The sequence below is a fragment of the Mammaliicoccus sp. J-M41 genome (assembly GCF_022385935.1).
GTDB lineage: Bacteria > Bacillota > Bacilli > Staphylococcales > Staphylococcaceae > Mammaliicoccus > Mammaliicoccus sciuri_A.
Genome location: NZ_JAJNIR010000013.1, coordinates 29,579 through 53,972, shown reverse-complemented (window position 1 = coordinate 53,972; position 24,394 = coordinate 29,579). Strand labels below are relative to the sequence as shown.

Here is a 24,394-nt window from a genome sequence, read left to right as displayed (position 1 = left end):
GGGGCACAATCGGTTTTTTTGTATTTTGATGGGGCTCTAACGATCAAGGCTGCAAAACAAGATCGTTAGAAATTCTAACGCTCAAGAATCACAAACAAGATCGTTAGCGCACCACTTCAACACTCACACTCACACAAAAAAACGTGAGACACTTTACTGCCTCACGCTTCATCCAAGACTTCTATCTTCCTACTTATACTTCTTTCAATGATGCTTCTGCGCTCAATGCTCTTGCTTTGTCATCTTTAATTGTGACACCTTGTGCTTCTAATTGAGCGATTGTTTCTGCAAATTGTGGTAAGTATGCTTTATGTGCAATGAGTAATTCATTCATTACTTGTTTCGCAGATTCTCCACTTTGAATTAATGGGTTGATAATAAATGCTTGTAATAGTAATCCGTAATCTCCTGTAACGGCTGCTTCTTCTACACATAATTCCATATTCTTCATTACTTGTAACCATCCGCGCTCTGCTGGATGTAAGGAACCGAATGCGATTGGTTGTGCACCTGTCGCGTTGATATATGCTGACACTTCTACCACATCATCAGGTGCTAAATCTGGTACTGCACCTTTATTAACAGTAGATACTACGACATGTGTATTTTTATTTGAAGCGATAGATGCAATTGTCTCACATGCAACATCTGAATAGTGTGTGCCGCCACGTTGACTTAGTTGCTCTGGTTTATGATCGAGATGTTCATCTTTATAGAGTTCAAATAATTCTTTTTCAGTTTGTCTAACTTGTTCAGCACGCGTACCGATTTCTGGATCATTGTATTCTTTAAGTGCATGTTCAAGCATTTCTTCTGCACGGTAGTAATATCTATGGTAACCACATGGAATGAGCTGCATTTGTTGTAATTGCTCTTCGAAAAATGGAACATCAAAGATATTAGAAGGTAACGATGATGCATCTTCAACTAATTGTTTATTTAATTGATCAGTCACGTCATGACCATTTGCGTCTTTAACTCGATGCCAGTGGAAATGGTTTAATCCTGCAAAATGATGCGTAAGTTCTCCTTCACCAACATTCAACATTTCCGGCTCATTAATCAAACTATTCACAGGTACATTACATAGACCAAGTACTTTTTCCCATTTGCCGTATCGTACGATAGCATCTGTTACCATACCACTTGGATTTGTAAAATTAATTAACCATGCATTTGGACAAAGTTCTTTCATATCTTCGACAATATCTAATAAGACAGGAATTGTTCTTAACGCTTTGAAAATACCACCCGGACCATTCGTTTCTTGACCTAAGAAACCATGTGATAAAGGAATACGTTCATCTTTGATTCTAGCATCTAATAAACCTACTCTAAATTGTGTCGTAACGAAATCAGCATCTTTTAAAGCTTCGCGTCTATCTAATGATAAATGTACTGTAACATCATATGGAGAAGCATCCCACATTCTTTGTGCCATTTTGCCGACAGTTTCTAATTTCTCTTTACCTTCAGGAATGTCCACCAACCAAATTTCACTTAAAGGTAAAGATTCATATCGTTTAATAAAACCTTCCATCAATTCAGGCGTATAACTGCTACCGCCACCGATAGTTACAATTTTTATCCCTTTTTCCATTATAATGACCTCCTAATATTTTCTTTCTTATACACGTTAAGTATAAAATAGAAGTAATCATTAAAAAGGCAAATCGGGCATTATCAAATGGCATTTACAAATTTCCTAAAAATAAACCGGATTTTTGTAATGACTTTTTACAAAAGGAGATATCAATATGCTTTTAACAGAAAGAATGAAAGAAGATATATTTTCACAAGCAGAACAAAGTATTATTCAATATTTGTTTGAAGAAAGAGAGAGGATTAAGTCTAAGGCGTTAAATCAAATTTCTAAAGAAACATATACACATCCTTCGACTGGTATTCGCATAGCTAAAAAGTTAGGATTCGACGGCTGGTTAGAGTTAAAGGATCATTATTTAGAAGAAATAGAATACTTAAACCGACATTATGAATCAATAGACGCAAACTTCCCATTTGATGCATCTGATAATAACATGTCCATTAGCCATAAATTAGCGAGACTCAATCAAACAACGATAGACGACACTGTGCATTTAATCGATCATCAAGAATTGGATAAAGCAGTCACGTATTTAAAAGAAGCGGAAACCATTAAAATATTTGGATTGTATCACAATTTGATGATATGCGAAGACTTTGAAATGAGAATGAATCAAATTGGCAAGACCGTTAAACTCTGTGCACTCGAACCCCATTTTGAAATAGAGAAGTCGTCGAAACATACATGTGCCATCTTTATTTCATATAGTGGTGAAAATCAAAGCATCATGAAATTATTACCGATGTTAAAGAAAAAGCATATTCCAATTATCGGACTCACAAGTATTGGTGAAAATACAGTAACCAAATACGCAGACAGTACATTACGCATCTCAACAAGAGAAAAGTTATATTCCAAAATTAGCAACTTTACAACACGAGATTCCATCAGTTTCTTAATGGATATATTGTATGCTTGCGTGTATGGAACAGATTATGACAAACATACAGATTATAAAATAAATATCGCTAAAAATTTCGATAACCGCGTGACGCATAATAAGATGATACAGGAGAATAAGTGATTGACGATAATATTGAATAATATGGGATTTAAAAGCATCATTATTTATGTCATTACTCGCGAATTATGAAAATGTAATTTATAATGTGTAATGATGTAATAAAAAGTGACGATTAATATAGATAGTTTAAAAAGCTTGTTAGTGAGGGAACTTAAAATGGATAACAATAAAATAAAAAAAGCAATTATACCTGCAGCAGGATTAGGAACAAGATTTTTACCTGCTACTAAAGCAATGCCTAAAGAAATGTTACCAATATTAGATAAACCGACGATTCAATATATCGTCGAAGAAGCAGCGCGTGCTGGAATTGAAGATATTATTATTGTGACGGGTAAACATAAACGTGCGATTGAAGATCATTTCGATATTCAAAAAGAACTAGAAACAACATTATATGAAAAAGGTAAACTTGAATTACTCGATAGAGTTCAATATTCAACAGAATTAGCGAATATCTTCTATGTCAGACAGAAAGAACAAAAGGGATTAGGACATGCGATTTATACAGCGAAACAATTCATCGGAAACGAACCATTTGCTGTGCTGTTAGGTGATGATATTGTGGAATCTGATAATCCGGCTATTAAACAATTAATGGAACAATATGAAGCGACAGGTAAATCTGTAATTGGTGTGCAGACAGTGCCTGAAACAGAAACACATCGTTATGGTATTATTGATCCAAAGGATCAAGTGGAACGTTTATATGAAGTAAATCGATTTGTGGAGAAACCAGAACAAGGTACTGCACCATCAAATCTAGCGATTATGGGTAGATATGTGTTATCTCCAAGAATTTTTGATTACCTGGAAAATCAAGATGAAGGTAGTGGCGGAGAGATTCAATTAACAGATGCCATCGAACGTTTAAATAAAGATGATAAAGTTTATGCATATGACTTTGAAGGTCAACGTTATGACGTTGGTGAGAAAATAGGATTTGTGAAGACAACGATAGAATATGCATTGAAAGACCAAGAAATGCGTGAAGAAATTAAACGTTATCTACAATCTTTAGACATTTAGGTGAAGGGGATAGAACTTTGAGAGCACAATGGGAACAAAGAATATCTGAAAGCTTAGTTGAACAATTTTATAATGTTCAAACAGAAGAAGAGATTGAAGCGGGATTTACAGATGTCTTATCATTTGGGACAGCAGGTATAAGAAGTACGTTCGGAATCGGTCCAGGTCGATTAAATAAATTCACGATTCAAAAGTTTGCTTTAGGATTAACTAAATATTTAAGAAACATAACGAATGAACCTAAAGTGGTGATTCATTTTGATACACGACACTTATCTCAAGAATTTGCGATTGAAATCGCACAAGTACTCGCTACAAATGGGATAGAAGTTATCTTGCCAGAAACATATAAATCGACACCAGAACTGTCATTCGCAGTGAGACACTTAAAAACAACAGCAGGTATTATGATTACTGCTAGTCATAATCCTAAGAACTATAATGGCATTAAAGTATACGGTCCAGACGGTGGACAGTTATTAACAGAGCCTTCAATAGAATTAAGTCGTTATATTGATACAGTGGAAGACCTATTAAATATACAAACTGATGAGTTTGAAACATTGCAGGAACGTGGATTGATTCTGCCATTCAAGGGAGAGACGACTAAAGCATATAAAGATGCAGTTAAAGAACTTGTCGGTTCATTTGAAACATCGCAAACAAAAACAGTGTTAACAAGTTTACACGGAACAAGTTTGCCTCTATTGTCAGATGTACTTGAAGATTTGTCGTATACAAACTATGTAGTAGAAGAAGCACAATCTAAGCCAAATGGAGACTTTCCAACTGTTAATATTGCGAATCCAGAAGCGGAAGATACATTTGACTTAGGTAAACAACTCGCTGAACAAGAACAAGCACAACTTGTATTAGCGACAGATCCAGATGCAGATAGATTAGGTGTCGTTGAAAGATATCAAGATGGATCATCAAGATATTTCAATGGTAATGAAATAGGATTATTACTTTTGAAAATGAGAAATATTCAGCTATTGGATACTAAAAATAGATACATCATTAAATCTGTCGTAACAGGTGCATTAAGTGAAAAATTAGCTCAATCATTAAATATCGGCGTTATTAATGTCTTAACGGGCTTTAAATATATCTCAGAACAATTAAAGAATTTGGAAAATAATGAGTCTAAGCTTGTACTGGCTTTCGAAGAAAGCCATGGCTATTTAGTAGATGACTTCTCTAGAGATAAAGATGCCATACAAACAGCAGCATTATTGATTAAGTATAAAGAACAACTAGCACAAGAAAACAAGACATTCAAAGACGTATTAGATAATATTTATCAAGAACATGGTCATTATAAAGACAAGACCCTCTCACCAACATTTGAAGGTGCAGAAGGACGAGAGAAAATAAATCGTTTAATGAACGAATTTAAGCAACTTGAGTCCATAGAAATCTCGAACTTAACACCATTGTTTATAGAAAACTATATAACGAAAGAATCACTTAATGTTAAAACAGGTAAGACCCAAACCATTCACTTACCACAAACAGATCTCATTAAGTTCATATTTGAAGAAGGATTTATAGCAGTCCGTCCATCAGGAACAGAACCTAAAATGAAACTGTACTTCTCATTAGACGTTGAGAAATTAGATGATGTGATTGAGGAGTTTGAAGATAGGTTTAGTTTGAAATAAGTAAGAAAAAGAAAAGCAACCTTTCAGAAAAAATGAGAGGTTGCTTTTCTTATGATTAAATTTAGAAAACTTAATGTAAGAAATAGAGATAATCTAAAAAGAAATCAACAATTAATTACTTAGTTGATAAAATATGTATTGGATTAAAAGAAATAAATGAATTTAGCAAAATTAAAACTAGCTAAATGTTATTAATCTTGTAGAAAAAAGTTTTGAAATCTAAAAAAACACTTTTTATTTAAAAATAACATGATATAATCATTGTATATAAAGTGTCGAATTTAGTATTTCTAAATAATAATTGAAATTAATATGGAAATATTAAAGTTATCCAATATGAAATAGAATAAAAATAATTAAATTTGGGCTGAGGGGTTAATAATGAAAAATTTCACAAAATTTATAAGTATAACATTTGTTTCTATGGCAATTTTGATTTATATACAAAATATTATGCAAGATTACTTAGAAATTAGAGATGGTGAAGTAAAAGAAGCTGAATTAGAATAGTAGATCTTTAATTATAAAATATACTGATCATAGTTTCTATTAAAATAAAATACTAATATTAAGCAACCTTAATAGTTTATGTAAGGTTGCATTCTTACGTTATTAGAAATTTTAAAATCGTAAAAATTAAACAGAAAGAAAAATAGTTCATAATTATTCGTAAGTTAGTGATTCTCGGGATTAAAATGTTTAGTTTTAAAAGTAAATTCAATTTGTAACTAGTTAGAGAGATAAGGAGAAATAGAATGAATGAATTAACAGTCATTATCACATATTACAATAAAGAGGAATATATTCAGGATTGTATAAGAAGTCTTAAAAATCAAAGAAATCAAGATTTTGATGTGATTATTGTTAATGATGGATCAGAAGACAAAACTACTGAAATATTATTAAAAGAGTTAGAGACTTATGATAAAGATATACAAATTATTAATTTTGATAAGAATCAAGGTCATGCAAAAGCAAGAAATAAAGCCATTGAAAATGTAAGTACTGATTACTTTATGTTTTTAGATGCTGATGATCAACTTGCTTCTTATGCAATTGGTTATTATTTAAAGAATATTAGTGGACTTGATGCATTAATTGCACCAATTCATAAATTCACATTACGTAAACCACAATATATTAACCAAAATATAGTAAAAGTAAAAAGATATAAATATGAAACAAATGCTAATTCATTCTTGAGAAAGAACTCAGCCTGCAACATTATTTTTAAAACAAGTATCGCAAAAAAATATAATGTTAAATTTAATGAAGAGTTAGAAATTTATACTGATAATTCATTTATTATTGATTATGCATCACATGTAGATGAATTTATTAGAATATTTAACTTCCCATTTTATTATCGTGGTGAAGTTTATGATCCATTTAAAGGAAAAGTATTAACTGAACAAGAGTTTGATATTTTATTTGTGGATTACGCAAAAAGTTTCTTTGATTCATTGAAGAGAAATAAAAATAAAGTTCATAGAACATTTTTATTAAATAAAATGAAAACATATATCATGAAAGAGTTTAGTCCTATTCATAGAGATGTTCAATCTCGATATCAAAAACATGGCATGCTTTTAAGTAAAATAGCAAAAGAATTGAAAGCACCAAATTTAAATGAAGGTAAATACTTATTCCAAACAGAAATGTTCTTATTACGTATGAATAGGCCAGAACTTGCATTGAAAATTAATAAATTCAGAAAATATGCTAGACATTTTAAAAGTATTGCTCTTAAAACAAAAAATAAAAATAAGGCTATCTATTCATTGTTTGATAATGAATCAAATGTTGACAATAATGTAGTTGTTTTTGAAGCTTTTGGTGGTAAAAACTATAGTGATAGCCCTAAATACATCTATGAATATATGCTTAAGAATTATCCTGAGAACCAGTATGTGTGGATACTTAAAAATCCTAGTAAATCAGTAATACCAGGAAATCCTTTAAAGGTAAAAAAGGGGTCTTTAGAATATTATAAAGCTTATTCTAAAGCTAAAGTTTGGGTGAATAATGCAAGGTTACCGTTAACGTTAAATAAAAAAGACAATCAAAAGTATATTCAAACATGGCACGGAACACCATTGAAAAAATTAGCAAATGATATGAAAGTTGTAAGAATGCCTAGTACAACGACACCACAATATAAAAGGAATTTCCATATGGAAACTTCGAGATGGGATTATTTAGTTTCACCTAACCATTATTCTACTGAAATATTTGAATCTGCCTTTTGGATGGATGAAGAAAGAGTTCTAGAAATTGGATATCCAAGGAATGATTTACTTGTTACACATGCAAATGATGAAGAATTTATTTCTAAAATAAGAGAAAACGTGAATATACCAGAAGGTAAAAAGGTCTTAATGTATGCACCGACTTGGAGAGATGATGAATTTATTAAGAAAGGTCAATACTTATTTGAGTTGAAAATTAATTTAGAAAACCTTTATGAAAGTATTGGTGATGAATATGTTATCTTGTTAAGAATGCATTATTTAATATCGAATGCTATAGACTTATCTGGATATGAAAACTTTGCGATAGATGTATCTAATTATGATGATATTTCAGAGTTATATCTTATTACTGATGCCTTAATAACAGATTATTCTTCAGTAATGTTTGATTTTGGCGTTTTAAAAAGACCACAATTCTTCTTTGCATATGATATCGAAAAATATGATAAAAATTTAAGAGGATTTTATTTAGATTATGTTAATGATTTACCAGGACCGATTATTGAAGATCCATTTGATTTAGCTGATAGTTTAAAAGATATAGATTTAATTAAAGAATCTTATCAAGATAAAATTGATGAATTCTATGAAAGATTCTGTAGCTTAGAACAAGGGGAATCATCTAAGTATATTGGCGAGTTAATTAATAAAGAAATAAATAATAAATAGAAGAGAGTGTAATATATTGGAAAAGGTTTTATCAATAATAGTACCAGTATATAATAAAGAAAAGTTTCTTAAAGAATGTGTAGAATCAATTGGGAATCTTGAGATTAGTAAAGATAAAATTGAAGCATTATTTATTGATGATCTTTCTACTGATAATTCTTATGAAATTCTAAAAGAATATGAGAAACAGCATGATTTTGTGAAAGTAATTCAATTAGATGTAAATTCTGGAAGTCCATCGAAACCTAGAAATGTTGGTATTAAAGAAGCTAAAGGGGAATATGTTACATTCTTAGATGCAGATGATTGGTTAGACTCTAAAGGAATGCCAATATTAATAAATCAAGTAAAAGAAAACGGTTCAGACGTTGGGTTTGCCCAAATTATAAAACACGAGGATAAGTCAATAACAAATCCAGCTAGATTTACTTCATTTAAAGTAGATAATAATTTAATACCTTATGAAATAAATAAGATTTTTAGAGCGGTTGGGCCACCAGGAAAAATATTAAAAAGAAGTATCATTATTAATAATAATATTGAATTTAAACATATGAAGTATGGTGAAGATAAATTATTCTTTATCGAAGCCATATCTAAGAGTAATACTGCATCAATGAATGATGTTCCGGTTTATCATGTGAATAGATATAGTGAAAATGATTCTTTAGTTAAACAAACAGATATTATAGAAAAATCATATTTGAATTTAGATGTTTTAAAAGAAGTTTTAAATTTAGAACTACATGAAACGGCTGAATATCAGGCATTATCAAGAATTGTAGAACTTGATTTTATAACTAGATTATTTAATAGAAAACATTTTTTAAATCGACTTAATAAGAAGCCATATTATGATATTTTTGATGAAATGTTAAAAGTATTAGAGGATTATGGCAAGAATATTGAAGATTATATAAGCGATAGAAAGTTAATAAATATTTATAATCTATTGAAAAACAAAGAATATGAAAAGCTTAATGAATTAATTAATATTCATGTTAAAGGTGGAAATGCTAGTAAGTATATTAAAGATAATGTAATCCATTATGATATGCCTGAATCATTAAGTGAATGTTTACCTGTAATAGATGAATTCTATGCGATATACAATGGAACATATATGATTAATAATAGAAAATATGAAAAAATTAAAGTTTTTAAACAAGATGATGTGAAAATTAATAAAGTAGTATTGACTGAAATAAATAATGAATCTAATCAATTTGAAGTAGATTACATAGAAAAAGATAATTACATTCTTGTAGAATCAGACTCGTTAAATAAAGTTTCTTATAATTTTAATGTTACGATAGTTTATAATGAATATATTCCCTTTGCTGTAAATATGCTTTTACCTAATGGTAATAAAGATATTAAACTTAATAGGCAAAATTTTAAGGCTGAATTTAAAGTTAATAATCTAAATGAGATGTCTGTTGAAGAAAAATTTAGTCAAAAATATTATATAAAAAATCCAATTAAAGTGATCATCACTAAAAAGTTAAATATATATAATGATCCTAATTTTGAAGAAAAAATAGATTTAAGCTTTAATATAGGAGAATTAGTTGATGTAGCAGCTATTGCTTTCTCACTTAAAGGTACACCAAGACTTCAATTAACTAACGGCACATATATAACAGCAAATAAATTATTTGTTAAAGAAATAGAAGAATATAAAGATTCGTATTTATATGATATTCCTAAAAAGGTGAGTATATTAAAAAGATGTAAAGAATACAACACACCTAAATTTGAAGGTGAAATAATTAGAGGTTATGAAGTAAACGATGAGGTAGATATTGAGAGTATTGTTATGTCGCCAAAGTTAACCCCAAGGCTAAAAACTCGAAATGGTTTTATTACTGCAAATAAAGAATTTGTTAGACCTATTGATTAATTTGAAAATAAAATACTGTTAAGAAAAAAGGTCAGTTCCATTTTTGGACTGACCTTTTTTGTGTAATTAAAACCAAATTTTTTGCTCTTAAAAGGGTTTATGATCTTCCTATATTGGAATCCATTGTTGAGATTGGTGATTTGAATTTTTTGCTTTTTGTTTTCTTTTTAGGGATTGGAACAATATAATTTCCGTAAGGCAATTTAGAAATTAGAAAGACTATGAAAATTGAAACAGATAAAATTGAAATTAACGTAGGTACAAACATATAAGTTTCTCCTATATTCTCAAACAACTTTGTTCTTTTGAGTGTATACATTACAAATACATGTACTAGGTATATCCCCATTGAGTAGTTACCTATTAGTGTCAGTATATTAAATAAAATAGGTTCTTTTTCAATATATGAATAGATGTATGTTAGAAAAATAAAGAATAAAGGAATATAAATTAAATTATAGCTATGGATTGATGTAAATAAATTGTTTATATCAATACTTATTATTAGATCAACAAACATAATCCCTATACAAACACTTAATACCTTTTTGTATTTAATTATAAAGTCTTGAAATTCGCTGTAGTACTTTGCTAGTGCTATGCCTAACATAAAATAGAATATCCAATTAAATAAGAATGCTTGGTTATTAAGTAATTCTTCTAGAGGTTTAAAGTGTAACACGAAATTTTCTTTATTTATCCACCATAGATTTATAATAGCCGACAAACATAATGCGCCTATCATTGGAGCACCTTTTTTTACCCTGTGTAATATAGGGAAGAAAACATAAAACTGAATAACAGTTAAAATAAAATATAAATGGTATTGGGCGTCACCTTTCATAAAATATGAAAATACATTTATATTTTCATCTAAATTATGTAAGTAAAAATAACGATACGATAGATAGAAGCTAGTCCAAATTAAATACGGGATAAATATTTTAGAAAACCTTGATTTAACAAAATACTTTAAATCAAACCCTCTATTTAATACTGACGCAGTTAATAAAAAAGCACTTATTATTGCGAAAATAGGTGTCCCTAATCTACTAATTTGGTTTAAATATCCAAGCCAATCATTAGCAAAAATATTATCTCTATGATAGGAATTAGCCGTAAGATGTACTATAACAATCATTATTGCTGCTATTGCCCTAATAACAGGTATTTCTTTATAATACTTCAAAATTATCATCCTTCACAATTAAATTGAATCAAACTTATTTTATAATATACTTAATTCTTAATTAAGTAAAGATTAATTGTGTATTTTTAAACATAAATCTTCTTTTGCAAAATAATAATTTAACTTTTGTAAAATATTAGCAATTATTGTCTCTCTCACTTTATTTTTTAAAATATGTTTTGTCTATTTAAACTTGAGGTGTTTAAAACAAAAATTTTTATGATCTAGTAACTATTTTAATAGCCCAATCACATATGTGATTGGGCTATTAGTTTTCTATCGATATGAGATTTGATTGCTTTAGGTAGAAAAATCAAAACTTATTAAGGATTGTTATTAAAAGCACCGTCAACATTAATATCTTTCATTTCTTTAACTTCTTGTTCATTATTTAGTGTAAAGACATGAACTTTCAATTTGTGTTTATGTATTTTTTCTACTAATTCTTCATTAATTACATCTTTATTAAAACCAAGTCCATATGTGAATTTAGATAGTCTTTCCAATTCTTTGTCGTTTAATTTTTCTACATCTTTATCATTTATTAAATGAATTAACGGTATATCTTCATTGAGTTTATGTATATTTTTTAGACTGGTTTCAGAGAATGATTGAATGATTAAGTTACCATTTTTCAAGTTTTTTTGTTTAAGCAAACCATTATTTTCTAAATCTTTTATTAGTTTTTCATCCATTCCTGGATACATATCTGGATGTTTAGTTTCAATATAAAAATTAGTTTTATATTTATACTTATTCAAAATATCATTTAATTCTGGTACTTTTTCATTTTTATATTTTTTATCAAACCACGATCCAGCATCTAAGCTTTTTATTTCTTTTAAAGTCTTATCTTTAACTAATCCAGTACCATTTGTAGTTCTATCTACTTTATTATCATGCATTGCGATTAATTTTTTGTCTTTAGTCATTTGCAAATCTAACTCTGTATAATCTGCATTTTGTTTTATGGCTTTATCATAAGATGCATATGTATGTTCTGGTTTAGAACCACTTGCGCCTCTGTGCGCTATGTTTAAATAGTCTTTATCTAAAGTGCTGTTCCCACATCCAACTAATAATATACAATTTAATATACTAATACCTATTAACCTCTTCATGTCATTCTCCTACAAGTTTATTTTCTATTTATTATAGTATCATTTATTTACATAAAAATACCCTGTTTATTATTCTTAGTCACTTGTAATTATAGAGCTAATTGAGTTCTTTTTATATAATTTTTTCTATACAATCTCCCCAATATGTTAAGCTATAACAAACATTTCTTTTTTAGTACGACGTGAGAGATATAATACATAATACTAAATAGAGGGTTGGGATATTTATGGCTTATTTGTTTGATAAGGGGAGGTTTGTTAAGAAAATTCGTAATAAACCTAAAGAAATCTATGCGCTTCATGAGCCTATTGATTTTATGAATCAAAAGCGTATTCAAATTGATACGGGTAGCAGTTCGAATTTTATTCAGTTAGCTAGACAAGATAGTAAACTACATGAAATGTATAAAGAAATCTTGGCTAATGATTATATTTTGTATTTTCATCAAAAGACGATTTCTAAGTTCTATAAGAGAACACATGTACATGAATTATTTAAGAGAAAAGATTTAATTAGACATAAGGATATTTTCTATACATTAGATGAGCCTGCTGGTAGGAAGGTAAATGATGAGGTGCCTAAGAAGTTGCTTGTTATTTTCACTTGTATGCCAGATGCTAAGCGATATGATAGTTCATTGATTCCGAACAGGATGTTTCCTAAGTTCTTTGATGGTATTGAGAGAAGTCTCGTGAAGAATGTTTATACTTTAAGAATAATGGATTTAAATGTATCACATGGCTCTCATTATATTAGTACGACGAATTATCCTGAATATGAGCAGGAAATTCAGAGTACGATTTTAAAGGTGATGGAAGAACTGAATATTGATAAAGAGCATGTTGTACTTTACGGCGGTTCTAAAGGTGGTACGGGTGCGATTTATCATGGTACGGCGATGGATATGAATACATTAGCAGTAGATCCAATTGTGAATATTGGTGGTGCGCTAGAGCAGAAAGATAGAAGGTTCTTAAAAGATTTGAGAAATGACGATTTAGTCCCTCAAATTAATCAGCATTTAGATGACAGCAATGAATATACGAAATACGTGATATGTAGTGAAAATGTTGAACTGTATTATAAACAGACAGATCGTATTGATGCATCTAAGATTTACAAAATCAACTTAGCAGATAAACATATTACGTCACATCCAGAAGTTTCAAGAAATAGCGTGCCGGAACAATTAACCATCTTAAATAATTTCTTTGCAACACATATATAAAGGTTAGCTCACACGAGCTAACCTTTTTTGATATTATCTTACTGATCAACGCCTAATTCTTTCTTTGCCATCTTCTCATATGCCGCTTCTCCTGAAGCAAGCGCAAATTCAGCGATAAACATTGGAAATACTGCATTCAATTCAATAATATGTTCTTTCATATATGGCCAAGTCGTGCCACCAGCTTTATCATAAGCTTCTATTAGCTCATCTAATCCTTCATCGCCAAATACACGATGATGCCCCATAAAATCATTGGACGGGTCTGCATGACTGGCTTCTGTCCAATCTATCAGACCTGTCACATTTGCTTCTTTATCCACCATAATATGACCTGGATGCAAGTCTCCGTGTATCATCGTGACATGATTTGGCCAGAGCTCATCATTCTCTAACCATGTTTGCCATCTATTCCATAGGTCAGGGGAGATACCATATGTTTCTTTCACTTTATGCATACGTTCTTGATAATCTGCTTTGATTTGTTCAATCGTTGTCGTCTTAATGTCACTTGAAGCGAGTTCTTCGTCTGTTATTCGATGCAAATCAACGAGTACTTCTGCTAGTGTATCAATAAAATTCTGAGGTACGGGTTTATGTTCTATTTCCCATACGTATTGTTGTAATTCAGGATCAATTGTAGCTGCAGGTACGCCTGTTAATTTAGGATATGCAATTAATGTTTCTTTATGAATTTGCCAATTAGGGACTTCAAATGATACATGTTGTTGTACGAAGTCTACGGTTTCTTTTTCTGAATCTGTTCGTTCATACACTTCTGGTCTTCTCGGTATGCGTAATACCCATTCAATACCATGTCTATCTTCAGCAAATGCTACTTGAAAATCAAGACCTGATTCATTTATTGAAATTGATTCAGGTTGAATATCTAAACCACATTGTGAGGCAATCGTGACAATGTTTTCATGTTGTGTCATATTGAGCGCTCCTTAAAGGTTATTTTTATATTTCTCGCTTCTTATCCAATTTCTCCGTATTTCATCTTATAAGATACATAACCTGATTTATAAAAGTATTTTTGTTTTTCCGCTTCTTTGTAATCTAGAAGCCCTAATGCACGAATTACATTAAAAGCAAAGTCTACTGCACTGGACCCGTTTGCTGTGACGAGGTTCTTATCAACAACACTATCTTCATTCATAAAGTCTAATGCGTTTGTATAGGCTTTGTATTTCTCTTCAGTCGTCCATTGGTTTAAATCATTTCCTGTATGTTTATATCCCGTAAGTAATCCATTTCGTGCAAAGAAGTCAACGGCTGCACATATTGCGCCTACAACAATATTATTGTCTAAAGATGTCTTAATGAGTTGTACGAGTTGTTCATTTTCAATTTGTGACCAATTGTTACCGCCAATGATAATTAAAGCATCGTAAGGCTCTTTAATGTCATCTATTGTATAGTCAACGATTGTCTTCAATTGCCCGATAGATGTAACAGTTGATTCACCTAATGATACTGTATCGATTTTAAATCCGTGTGACATAGCGAGTTCTGCAGCAACGTAACTGACTTCCCAATCTGCATATGCTTCTGTAAGAACGATTAGCGCTTTTTTCATAAAAATAACACCCCTTGTTAAATTTATTTAAAGATTATTTTAATCATGATACAAAGGCATCTCATATGCAAATGATAACTAACGGTATTTGTGGTATGATGTAATAAATGATAACGTTTCTCAATTATAGAAGGGAATATAACGGGAGTGAAAAGTTATGCAAGTAGTACAAAAATTTTTATGGAATGATCGATTCGTATCGGTAGCTATGCCAGTTGGTTATGATGAACAAAATCCTAAACCATTCAAGACAGTTATCGTTCAAGATGGGGATTATATATTTAATAAACTGATTGAAGATAAGCCGCGAGATATTATGTATGTCGGTATTGAACCGGTTGATAGAAATAGGGAATATACACCATGGGAAGAGCAAGTCGATCAAGCTCATTATGCGGGAGAAGCTGATCAATATTTAGATATGTTGGAATTTGAATTAATACCATTTCTTAAAGAACATTATCATATCTTTGATGAAGCGGAATATTTAGCAATCGGTGGTGGCTCATTCGGCGCGTTAGTCTCATTATATGCTTTATTAACACGTCCACACTTATTTGGTAGCTATATTTTAATGTCTGCTTCTATGTGGTATCCGAACTTTATAGATTTTATTAAAAATAGCAAACCAATAGAGTATCCACGTCATATTTATTGGTATGTAGGAGAGCAAGAAGGAGTAGAATATCCTAATATATTAAAATGGATGGTACCGAATACGTATGAAGCCGTTGAGTTGGTGAAAGAGAAGTTGATCAATGATGCGTCGACTTTAACGTTTATAACAGATAAAGAAGGCATTCATAGACATGAATACTTTGAAAAATATTTCGACAAAGCGATTCATACATTGTTTTAGATGTAATTATTATAAGAGACTTAGACATGATGAGGTGTCTAAGTCTTTTTTTGTTTTAATAAATTAAATTTAACGTATGTGAATTGCTGATATAATAGGGGTTAACATCGTTTAGGACGAATGAAATAAATGAAGAATGTTTGACAAATAACATGAATGATATTATAGTTGATTACACAACTAATCAACCAATCATGTTATAGGATAAGGAGAATGAAAATGAAACCTACTTTAAATGAAGATACACCTATATTTTTGCAAATTGCAGATATGATTAAAGATGATTTAGTTGAAGGACTTTTGTCAGAAGGCGAACAAATACCTTCCACAACGGAACTTTCAAACTTTTACAATATTAATAGAGCGACGGCTCAAAAAGGTATTGCACTGTTGATGGATGAAGGCATTGTAGCTAAGAAGAGAGGGATTGGTGTATTTATAGCTGAAGATGCGCGCGACAAGCTCGTAAATACAAGAATGCAAGACTTCTCAAACTCTTATATCCAAAACATGGTTAAAGAAGCTAAGAGACTTAATATAAGTAAGGAAGAACTCATAAGAAGGGTGGAACAAGACTATGACAATCATTGATATTCAGAACATGTCGTTTAAGTACAAAGACGAATATGTACTTCAAGATTTAACACTTCAAGATGATGAACCAATGATTATTGGTTTATGGGGACGAAATGGTTCTGGTAAGACGACGTTAATGAAACTCATGTCAGGTCAAGAAAAACAAAATTCAGGTGACATAGCGATATTAAATTATAAACCTTATAACAATGCAGAAGCTTCAAAGCAAATTACGTATTTAAGAGAGAATCACTTTTTCGGAAAGTCATGGAATGTAAATGACGCGATGAAATTTGCAGCGATGTTCAATGACAATTGGGATCAAGTAGAAGCGGATTATTTAATAGATTTATTTGAACTACCACGAAAGAAGAAGATTCGAAACTTTTCTAAAGGTATGAAGTCAATGGTTCAAAGTGTGATTGGGCTCGCAAGTCATGCACCAGTGACGATGTTAGATGAACCGACAAACGGATTAGATGCTTATATGAGAAAGTTGTTTACACAAGCGTTGAGAGAATCGTTCGAAGCGGATCCGAGATATATCATGATTGCGTCTCATCATATTAAAGAAATTGAGAAAATATGTGAAAAGCTCATCGTGATATCTGATCATCGTGTGAAGTTACATGAGCCAATAGAATACTTTCAATCTAGAGGTGCGATATTAGTTGGTAAATTAGAAGATATCCATCAAATTACTTCGGAGGATGCTATTATCGAGCAATCAACGATTATGAGTCAGCATAAAGTGATGGCGGATATTCCATATGATGCAGCGTTACAAGAACAGTGTAGAGCGTTGAATGTGAAAGTTGATAAAGCAAGTATTCAAGATTATTTAGTGAATATGACGATGACAAAGGAGGCTAATCATGGGTGATTTAAAAGGGTCTTTCTCGATTATCTTTAAAGAACTAAAAGTACAATTATATACGTTTAGTATCGTACTTGTTGTTTTAGCCGCGATATACTTTGTAATTGGATTTTATATTGGACCATCAGATTCATTTAATCCTTTATTATCTGGACCGGTATACGGTATCTTAGGTTTCTTACCATTATTCATGTTTGGTGATCCACTTAAATCATCAATTGAACTTGGTGCGACAAGAAGACAGTATATCGTAAGTTTATGGCTAAGTTACATTATATTTATAGTTATGATGCTTATCATTCAAGAAGTGATTAGCTTTATATTAGAGCGTGTAGCAAGTGAGACAAATAGTGATGTAACACTTATGAGAATATCGGATATACTACCTAATGCTAGTGGATTGGATAGTATGTGGGTGGATTTCCTAGCTATATTGTTTATCGCAGGAATTTGTTTCTTACTCGGTGCGATTATTTATCGCATAGGTGTTATCCCAACAATGATCGGTGTACTATTTCTAGGTGTCATCGTATTTATCTGGTTTGTACTTGGTGATTTTACGCCATTCTTCAAATGGGTATATCAACATATTTATGAAATGCTTCATATATTAGGCGCAGTTGGAATCATATCAGCATTATGTATCTATCCAATTATGATTCAAGCAAGATTGAAGGCATAGTATTATATTGAGGCTAGGGCTAGTTGTCCTAGTCTTTTTTAATGCGATGTGACAAGGCATGTGACAATATTGTTCGTTGTATTTCTTTATATAAATGATAAATTATAACAAGGAATTAAAGGGGGCATATGTCATGAATCCAACTGCATCGAATCATCGTATTTATGAATTAGATTATATTAGAGGATTTGCTTTATTAGGCATTATTTTTCTTAATGTTTCAAGCATAATACAAGTACCATTTGATTTTTCAATAGTAGAAGTTCGTTATCAGAAATTTTTAGATATATTTATTGAATCAAAATTTATGTCGATTTTTTCATTTTTGTTTGGTGTTGGTTTTTATATTTTTATTAATCGTGCAAAAGCGAAAAGTGAACATCCATATGTGATTTATTTGAGGAGAATTTTGATATTGGCGCTGTTAGGATTAGGGCATATGCAACTTCAACCGGGAGAGGTATTGCTTGTTTACGCCATATTTGGTTTAGTGCTACTACCACTGTTTAAAGTGAATAAGTGGGTGAATTTCGTAATCGGTATCGTACTCTTATGCGTAGCGATTGGCTTAGGTGGAAAAATATTAATGCCGCTTCCACTGTTCACTTTAGGTTTAACATTTGCTCAATTTGGTCTACATCAAAAAATGTTTCAGCATAGAAAGTATTATGCCATTATTGCGGTAATTTCGATGATCATTTCGGTAATCGGCATCTATTATTTAAATCAAATTTACGTTGGCGCTTCTTATCAAGCGATTAAATATACAGGTATTACTGAAGCACAATATTTGAAACAATACGCTTTAACAAATCAATTTATTTTAATTTTGAGTCCTATCATGACGATCTGTTACTTTAGTATACTCGTCACGTTATTACAATATAAAGTCGTACAACAATTATTGAAACCGTTAAGAACATATGGGCAAATGGCACTTACGAATTATATCGGGCAGACGTTGTTGATACTATTGTTTAGCTATGGATTAGGATTATCAGATTGTCGTTTAATACATACGGCGAATCTTTGTTTAATTATTCTTGTGATACAGCTAATATTCTCAAGTTTATGGTTAAGTTACTTTAAATATGGTCCGTTAGAATACTTATGGAAAATCGGTACGTATTTTAAGATGTTTCCAATAAAATAAAAGCATAGAGTCTGGGAGATGATATCCCGGAGTCTATGCTTTTTTATATGACTTCAATCATAATTTTAGTGATATATTCATTCTCATTATTTTTAATAACTGAATCAAATACATATTCTTCATATACATATTCACCCATTGTTAAATTCAATTCATCTATTTTATTTAACATTTTGTTATACGCTTCTTCAACATGTTCATCAATTCCTATATAATAACCGACTAAATATTTACCTTTTAACGTAACGGTATTTTTATAGTGCTTTTTAGAATTTGGGATATTCACGTATAGATAACTATAATGATAGTAATTACCACTTAAAATATCATTTTTATGGGTTACGACACCGATTGGCTGACTAGAAAAAATTTCGTGTGATTTCAGCTCATCAATAAACTGGTTAATCGATATTAAGAAATCGAGTTCTGAAGCATTCGCGATGTTGTCACTGATATAGAAAGTCATTTCATCATATTCTTCAATTTCAATTTTTTCAAAGGATGTTTCCATAGCGTCTCTAATGAGTTGAATCTTACTATCAATGATCATTTCATTGTATTCTAAATGCTTCTTCTGTTCTTGAATCGTTTTCTTCTGTTGCGTCATTAAATTTAAGAAGTGCTCTGGTGATTTATTTTGTGTATATTCTTTAATTTCTTTCAATGGCATGCCGAGTTCTTTCAATAAAGTTATTACACTTATAAGTTCGATTTGTTTAATGGAGTAATATCGGTAGCCAATTTCGTTCTTATAATCTGGTTTGAAAAGATTGATTTTATCATAGTATATGAGTGTCTGACGGCTAACATTTGTTAAGCTTGCAAACTCACTTATAGGTATTTGATTAATTTTTTGCATAAATTAAGTTCCTCCTATTGACTGTATAGTTACTATACACTATAAATTGTATATATTAAAGATTGCATTATGTTATGCAAATCAAAATAAATAGATTAGAATATAGTGAAAATCACTTAATATTTGTAAAAGTAATGAAGAAGGAGGTCTAAAATGAATAATAAGTTAAACGTTTTATATTTTAATATATTTTTAATGTTTTTAGGTATTAGTATTGTCATACCAGTATTACCTACAATTTTGCATGATTTAGATTTAAATGGAAGTGATTTAGGCATGCTGGTCGCAGTATTTGCAATGTTCCAAATGATCGCTTCACCGTTTGGAGGACGATTTGCAGATAAGTTTGGTAAAAAAATTATTATCATTATCGGCCTGCTATTATTCTCCATTTCAGAATTTATTTTCGCGATGGGTAATACATTTTCAATACTTTTAGTTTCAAGAGTATTAGGTGGCATTAGTGCAGCGTTTGTCATGCCTGGTGTAAATGGTATGATAGGTGATTTGTCAACTTCAGAAAATAGAGCAAAGAACTTTAGTTATATGTCAGCCGTTATTAATACAGGGTTCATAGTTGGACCGGGTGTAGGAGGATTCTTAGCAGAAATTTCGCATAGAATGCCTTTTTATTTTGCTGGTGTACTTGGCATCATCGCTTTGTTATTCTCGGTATTCCTTTTAAAAGAAGCAAGTGACGATGATACAAATGAAACAGCACGTCCAAAAGTCAAAGAGCCATTTCCATATAAATTGTTTGTTGTACCGATTATCATTATGTTGATATTGTCTTACGGTTTAGCATCTACAGAAACAATGTTCTCATTATATACAGCAGAGAAAGTAGGCTTTGAACCGAAAGATATTTCTATCGCGATTACAGGTGGCGCTATAGTAGGGGTTATATTCCAATTATTCTTATTCGAGAAACTTGTCGGTAAGATCGGTGAAATTAAATTAACGCTATTCTCATTAATTTATTCAGTGTTAATTCTAGGAGCTTTTGTATATGCTTCTCACTACATTACAGTGATGTTAGTCAGTTTCGTAATATTTATAGGATTTGATTTGATCAGACCATCTATGACGAACTATTTCTCTAAATTAGCAGGTAATAACCAAGGTACTGCAGGTGGCTTGAACTCAGCCGCCACAAGTGTTGGTAACTTAATAGGGCCATTGGTAGCCGGGGCAGCATTCGATATTAAAATCGACTTCCCGTTATTTATAGCCATGGCATTCTTTATCATCGCTTCAATTATCATCGCATTTTATAGACCAGATAAATTAAAATTCTAATAAAAAGTCAGGGACACCTCGCGTGATGTCCCTGACTTTCTTTTTTGGGAGAAGTATATAGGGGAGGAGTAAGTTGGGGATGGTGAGATGGATAAATAGTACGGACTGTATCTATAGAAATGGGGGCGACAAGAAAAATAGAGGCGTTGTATTTATCAAGACTGGCCAAACAAGATAAATATGAATCTCTAATATTGCAAGAGGAGGGTGACTAGCAATGTTGGAGCCGTGAATATTGCAAGTGGGACGTGACTAGCAACATTGGAGCCGTGAATATTGCAAGTGAGGCATGACTAGCAACTTTGGAGGCGTGAATGTTGCAAGACAGTGCAAACAAGCAACATAGAACCGCCGTATGTTGCAAGACAGTGCAAACAAGAAACATAGAGACGCCGTATATTGCAAGACTGACTAAACAAGCAACATAGAGCGTCCGTATGTTGCAAGACGACCCAAACAAGCAACATACGATCCTCGCACTCCTCACATACCGCCATCGCTCACAAAATATACCCATCCACTAAACCTCTAATATGAAAAAGCTGAGGCAGCGGTTAAATTCCGCTACCTCAGCTTTTCTTTTTATGATATTTGGTTTAATGCTTGGTTTAAGTCTTCTACTAAGTCTTCTGTATCTTCTATACCGATAGATAAACGGATCATGCCGTCTGCGATACCTTCTTTATGACGAATTTCTGCTGGTATTGATGCATGTGTCATAAGACTTGGTACTGAAATTAAGCTTTCTACTGCGCCTAAGCTTTCTGCTAATGTGAATAATTTTGTATGTTTAATCACTTCTTTTGCTTTTTCTACATCAGCAACTTCAAATGAAATGATACCTGGGTATCCTGAAGCTTGTTCGAAGTGAATGTCACGATTCACATGGTCTTCATTTAATGGATGAATTGTTTTAACAACATTTTCATGTTTGCTTAATAATGCTACGACTTCTTTAACGTTTCTATTAATTTGTTCTACTCTTAAACCTAATGTTTTGATACCACGTGTTAATAAATAACTATCTTGAGGTCCTAAAATACCACCAGTTGAATTTTGGATGAAACCAATTCTTTCTCCAAGGCTTTCGTTAGCTGTTACGACTAATCCTGAAACAACATCACTATGTCCGCCTAAGTATTTAGTAGCTGAGTGAAGAACAATATCAGCACCTAGGTCTAATGGATTTTGGTAATAAGGTGTCATAAATGTATTATCTACAACAGTTAACATGTCATGTTTTTTAGCGATGTCACTTGCTGCTTTAATATCTGTTACTTGAAGTAACGGATTTGATGGTGTTTCAATAAATAACATTTTAGTTGTGTCTTTAATAGAAGATTCTATATTGCTCACATCAGTTGTATTGATAAAATCAAATTCAATACCGAAACGAGAGAATACTTTTGTTAATGCACGGTAAGTACCACCGTATACATCTGAATTAATTAAAATATGGTCACCTTTGTCTAATAACATGATGACTGCTGAGATTGCTGCCATACCTGAACCGAACGCATAACCATTTGTACCGTGTTCTAAATCCGCGATTAATGTTTCTAATGCTGTACGAGTAGGGTTAGCTGTTCTAGAATATTCATAACCTTGTCTCAAATTTCCGATTCCATCTTGTTCATAAGTACTTGTTTGATAAATTGGTGTTGTTACCGCACCTGTATATGCATCTGTTGTTTTACCGCCATGGATGAGTAATGTTTTTTTATTCATAATCTTTTCCTCCATAATTAAATATATTTTTAGACATATATCTATCACTGCCATCAGGGAAAATGACGACAATATGTCCTTGTTCAATTTGTTTTGAAACGTCTATTGCTGCTTGTAATGCTGCGCCTGATGAACTACCAGCAAGAATACCTTCATTTAATGCAAGACCTGATACATTTGTAAATGCATCTTGATCCGAAATGACTTTAATATCATCGATTAAATTTCGCTTTAGAAATGGTGGCCACTTTTCAACGCCAATACCTTCAGTATCGTGAGCATGCGCTTCGCCACCAGCAAGAATGCTTCCTTCAGGTTCTACAATGATATTACGTACTTGATGTTCTTTCATGACTGAAGCCATTCCTGTAAAAGTTCCGCCAGAACCCGCACCAGCAATCAAATGTGTGATGTCTGGACATTGTTCAAGAATTTCTGTCGCTATAGTATGAACATATGCTTGTGGATTCTGTTCACTTTCAAATTGATTGATGTAATAAGCGCCGTATTGTTCAGCGTAAGACTGTGCTTGTTGACGTGCACCTAACATACCTTCAGAACGTGGTGTTCTTCTTACTTCAGCACCTAAAGCTTTCATGATATTCATTTTTTCTTCAGAAAAGCCTTCAGGTGCAAAGATAACGCAGTTCATATTGTAATGGTTCGCTACGATTGCGAGTCCTATACCTGTGTTACCGGCAGTGGCTTCAACTATCGTATCTCCAGAACGAATACTACCTTCAGCTAGTCCATGTTCTATCAGATGCTTACCTAGTCGATCTTTGATACTGCCACCTAAGTTATAACTTTCTAATTTCGCAAATATTTTCACATTGTCTGTACTGTAATGTTCCAATAAGACAAGTGGCGTATTCCCGATTAAATCAAATGCTTTCATCCCATTACCCCAATTTAAATTAATAAATATCTTAGTTTTTCAATAAGAATTATAGGTTAAACATTATTAAAAATCAACTAAATTAAATTTGTTAGAATATTGAAAATATAATAAAAACAAAGTGAGTATATTTTTTATACTCAAAAGTGTTGACATGTATTTGGAAGAGGGTTACAATTATCTCGAAATCGAAAT

21 protein-coding genes are annotated in these 24,394 nt (G+C 31.5%); 13 read left to right on the top strand and 8 right to left on the bottom strand.

Translation table 11 applies throughout. The features are described from left to right. Positions 1–193: 193 nt before the first annotated feature. Positions 194–1,600 carry a 6-phospho-beta-glucosidase gene (locus tag LQ686_RS07000; RefSeq protein WP_103361670.1) on the bottom strand — a complete coding sequence of 469 codons (1,407 nt, stop codon included), beginning with the start codon at positions 1,598–1,600 and terminating at the stop codon, positions 194–196. 157 nt (positions 1,601–1,757) lie between these two features. On the opposite strand from LQ686_RS07000, the gene LQ686_RS06995 reads away from it, so the two are divergent. The 6 genes from LQ686_RS06995 (at position 1,758) to LQ686_RS06975 (ending at position 10,147) form a co-directional block, all read left to right on the top strand. Next, positions 1,758–2,630 carry a MurR/RpiR family transcriptional regulator gene (locus LQ686_RS06995; protein WP_239733232.1) on the top strand — a complete coding sequence of 291 codons (873 nt, stop codon included), beginning with the start codon at positions 1,758–1,760 and terminating at the stop codon, positions 2,628–2,630. A 156-nt stretch (positions 2,631–2,786) separates the two neighbouring features. Continuing rightward, positions 2,787–3,659 (top strand): UTP--glucose-1-phosphate uridylyltransferase GalU, encoded by an 873-nt coding sequence (gene galU, locus LQ686_RS06990; RefSeq protein ID WP_239733231.1) that lies wholly within the window; start codon positions 2,787–2,789, stop codon positions 3,657–3,659. Between the two features lie 17 nt (positions 3,660–3,676). Next, positions 3,677–5,323, top strand: a complete 1,647-nt coding sequence (locus tag LQ686_RS06985; protein WP_239733230.1) for a phospho-sugar mutase — start codon at positions 3,677–3,679, stop codon at positions 5,321–5,323. A 381-nt stretch (positions 5,324–5,704) separates the two neighbouring features. Continuing rightward, on the top strand, positions 5,705–5,833 hold the full coding sequence (locus tag LQ686_RS14185; protein WP_275584216.1) for a hypothetical protein: 129 nt from the start codon (positions 5,705–5,707) through the stop codon (positions 5,831–5,833). A 245-nt stretch (positions 5,834–6,078) separates the two neighbouring features. Next, on the top strand, positions 6,079–8,244 hold the full coding sequence (locus LQ686_RS06980) for a bifunctional glycosyltransferase/CDP-glycerol:glycerophosphate glycerophosphotransferase (protein WP_239733229.1): 2,166 nt from the start codon (positions 6,079–6,081) through the stop codon (positions 8,242–8,244). A 16-nt stretch (positions 8,245–8,260) separates the two neighbouring features. After that, positions 8,261–10,147: a DUF5776 domain-containing protein gene (locus tag LQ686_RS06975; protein ID WP_239733228.1), complete on the top strand. Its 1,887-nt coding sequence runs from the start codon at positions 8,261–8,263 to the stop codon at positions 10,145–10,147. A 97-nt stretch (positions 10,148–10,244) separates the two neighbouring features. Here LQ686_RS06975 and LQ686_RS06970 read toward each other — a convergent pair whose 3' ends face one another. Beyond that, positions 10,245–11,345, bottom strand: coding sequence for an acyltransferase (locus LQ686_RS06970; RefSeq protein WP_394882030.1), 1,101 nt, complete (start codon positions 11,343–11,345; stop codon positions 10,245–10,247). Between the two features lie 314 nt (positions 11,346–11,659). Further along, positions 11,660–12,457, bottom strand: a complete 798-nt coding sequence (locus LQ686_RS06965; protein WP_239733227.1) for a glycerophosphodiester phosphodiesterase family protein — start codon at positions 12,455–12,457, stop codon at positions 11,660–11,662. Positions 12,458–12,684: 227 nt separating this feature from the next. On the opposite strand from LQ686_RS06965, the gene LQ686_RS06960 reads away from it, so the two are divergent. Beyond that, positions 12,685–13,686 (top strand): accessory Sec system protein Asp2, encoded by a 1,002-nt coding sequence (locus LQ686_RS06960; RefSeq protein ID WP_239733226.1) that lies wholly within the window; start codon positions 12,685–12,687, stop codon positions 13,684–13,686. 38 nt (positions 13,687–13,724) lie between these two features. Here LQ686_RS06960 and LQ686_RS06955 read toward each other — a convergent pair whose 3' ends face one another. Next, entirely contained in the window at positions 13,725–14,624 is a 900-nt protein-coding gene (locus LQ686_RS06955; RefSeq protein WP_239733225.1) for a macrolide 2'-phosphotransferase, read from the bottom strand. A gap of 41 nt (positions 14,625–14,665) precedes the next feature. Then, positions 14,666–15,268: a DJ-1/PfpI family protein gene (locus LQ686_RS06950; RefSeq protein ID WP_239733224.1), complete on the bottom strand. Its 603-nt coding sequence runs from the start codon at positions 15,266–15,268 to the stop codon at positions 14,666–14,668. 157 nt (positions 15,269–15,425) lie between these two features. Between LQ686_RS06950 and LQ686_RS06945 the strand changes: the two genes are divergently transcribed. The 5 genes from LQ686_RS06945 to LQ686_RS06925 all read left to right on the top strand — a co-directional run bounded on the left by LQ686_RS06945 (position 15,426) and on the right by LQ686_RS06925 (position 19,415). Further along, positions 15,426–16,127 carry an alpha/beta hydrolase gene (locus LQ686_RS06945; protein ID WP_239733223.1) on the top strand — a complete coding sequence of 234 codons (702 nt, stop codon included), beginning with the start codon at positions 15,426–15,428 and terminating at the stop codon, positions 16,125–16,127. 219 nt (positions 16,128–16,346) lie between these two features. Beyond that, positions 16,347–16,718: a GntR family transcriptional regulator gene (locus tag LQ686_RS06940; RefSeq protein ID WP_025905784.1), complete on the top strand. Its 372-nt coding sequence runs from the start codon at positions 16,347–16,349 to the stop codon at positions 16,716–16,718. Further along, positions 16,705–17,586: an ATP-binding cassette domain-containing protein gene (locus LQ686_RS06935; RefSeq protein ID WP_239733222.1), complete on the top strand. Its 882-nt coding sequence runs from the start codon at positions 16,705–16,707 to the stop codon at positions 17,584–17,586. The genes LQ686_RS06940 and LQ686_RS06935 overlap by 14 nt, the downstream gene beginning before the upstream one ends. Next, positions 17,579–18,262, top strand: a complete 684-nt coding sequence (locus LQ686_RS06930; RefSeq protein ID WP_107590514.1) for a hypothetical protein — start codon at positions 17,579–17,581, stop codon at positions 18,260–18,262. The genes LQ686_RS06935 and LQ686_RS06930 overlap by 8 nt, the downstream gene beginning before the upstream one ends. Positions 18,263–18,395: 133 nt before the next feature. Beyond that, positions 18,396–19,415, top strand: a complete 1,020-nt coding sequence (locus LQ686_RS06925; RefSeq protein WP_158258748.1) for a DUF418 domain-containing protein — start codon at positions 18,396–18,398, stop codon at positions 19,413–19,415. Between the two features lie 43 nt (positions 19,416–19,458). Here the strand turns inward: LQ686_RS06925 and LQ686_RS06920 are convergent, their stop codons facing one another. Further along, positions 19,459–20,274: a MerR family transcriptional regulator gene (locus LQ686_RS06920; RefSeq protein ID WP_119495308.1), complete on the bottom strand. Its 816-nt coding sequence runs from the start codon at positions 20,272–20,274 to the stop codon at positions 19,459–19,461. A gap of 153 nt (positions 20,275–20,427) precedes the next feature. On the opposite strand from LQ686_RS06920, the gene norA reads away from it, so the two are divergent. Then, positions 20,428–21,573, top strand: a complete 1,146-nt coding sequence (norA, locus tag LQ686_RS06915; RefSeq protein WP_107572835.1) for a multidrug efflux MFS transporter NorA — start codon at positions 20,428–20,430, stop codon at positions 21,571–21,573. 582 nt (positions 21,574–22,155) lie between these two features. Here norA and LQ686_RS06910 read toward each other — a convergent pair. Together LQ686_RS06910 and LQ686_RS06905 are read right to left on the bottom strand one after the other, a co-directional pair. Next, complete coding sequence (locus tag LQ686_RS06910; RefSeq protein ID WP_239733221.1) at positions 22,156–23,301, bottom strand: aminotransferase class I/II-fold pyridoxal phosphate-dependent enzyme; 1,146 nt, start codon at positions 23,299–23,301, stop codon at positions 22,156–22,158. Next, positions 23,294–24,199, bottom strand: coding sequence for a PLP-dependent cysteine synthase family protein (locus tag LQ686_RS06905; RefSeq protein WP_204179044.1), 906 nt, complete (start codon positions 24,197–24,199; stop codon positions 23,294–23,296). Before LQ686_RS06905 ends, LQ686_RS06910 begins: the two co-directional genes overlap by 8 nt. Between the last annotated feature and the right edge of the window lie 195 nt (positions 24,200–24,394).

Bases quoted from the DNA above. Each gene is read 5' to 3' on its own strand.
- LQ686_RS07000 (WP_103361670.1), bottom strand. From the start codon at position 1,600: ATGGAAAAAGGGATAAAAATTGTAACTATCGGTGGCGGTAGCAGTTAT.
- LQ686_RS06995 (WP_239733232.1), top strand. From the start codon at position 1,758: ATGCTTTTAACAGAAAGAATGAAAGAAGATATATTTTCACAAGCAGAA.
- galU (WP_239733231.1), top strand. From the start codon at position 2,787: ATGGATAACAATAAAATAAAAAAAGCAATTATACCTGCAGCAGGATTA.
- LQ686_RS14185 (WP_275584216.1), top strand. From the start codon at position 5,705: ATGAAAAATTTCACAAAATTTATAAGTATAACATTTGTTTCTATGGCA.
- LQ686_RS06980 (WP_239733229.1), top strand. From the start codon at position 6,079: ATGAATGAATTAACAGTCATTATCACATATTACAATAAAGAGGAATAT.
- LQ686_RS06970 (WP_394882030.1), bottom strand. From the start codon at position 11,345: ATGATAATTTTGAAGTATTATAAAGAAATACCTGTTATTAGGGCAATA.
- LQ686_RS06965 (WP_239733227.1), bottom strand. From the start codon at position 12,457: ATGAAGAGGTTAATAGGTATTAGTATATTAAATTGTATATTATTAGTT.
- LQ686_RS06960 (WP_239733226.1), top strand. From the start codon at position 12,685: ATGGCTTATTTGTTTGATAAGGGGAGGTTTGTTAAGAAAATTCGTAAT.
- LQ686_RS06955 (WP_239733225.1), bottom strand. From the start codon at position 14,624: ATGACACAACATGAAAACATTGTCACGATTGCCTCACAATGTGGTTTA.
- LQ686_RS06950 (WP_239733224.1), bottom strand. From the start codon at position 15,268: ATGAAAAAAGCGCTAATCGTTCTTACAGAAGCATATGCAGATTGGGAA.
- LQ686_RS06945 (WP_239733223.1), top strand. From the start codon at position 15,426: ATGCAAGTAGTACAAAAATTTTTATGGAATGATCGATTCGTATCGGTA.
- LQ686_RS06940 (WP_025905784.1), top strand. From the start codon at position 16,347: ATGAAACCTACTTTAAATGAAGATACACCTATATTTTTGCAAATTGCA.
- LQ686_RS06935 (WP_239733222.1), top strand. From the start codon at position 16,705: ATGACAATCATTGATATTCAGAACATGTCGTTTAAGTACAAAGACGAA.
- LQ686_RS06930 (WP_107590514.1), top strand. From the start codon at position 17,579: ATGGGTGATTTAAAAGGGTCTTTCTCGATTATCTTTAAAGAACTAAAA.
- LQ686_RS06925 (WP_158258748.1), top strand. From the start codon at position 18,396: ATGAATCCAACTGCATCGAATCATCGTATTTATGAATTAGATTATATT.
- LQ686_RS06920 (WP_119495308.1), bottom strand. From the start codon at position 20,274: ATGCAAAAAATTAATCAAATACCTATAAGTGAGTTTGCAAGCTTAACA.
- norA (WP_107572835.1), top strand. From the start codon at position 20,428: ATGAATAATAAGTTAAACGTTTTATATTTTAATATATTTTTAATGTTT.
- LQ686_RS06910 (WP_239733221.1), bottom strand. From the start codon at position 23,301: ATGAATAAAAAAACATTACTCATCCATGGCGGTAAAACAACAGATGCA.
- LQ686_RS06905 (WP_204179044.1), bottom strand. From the start codon at position 24,199: ATGAAAGCATTTGATTTAATCGGGAATACGCCACTTGTCTTATTGGAA.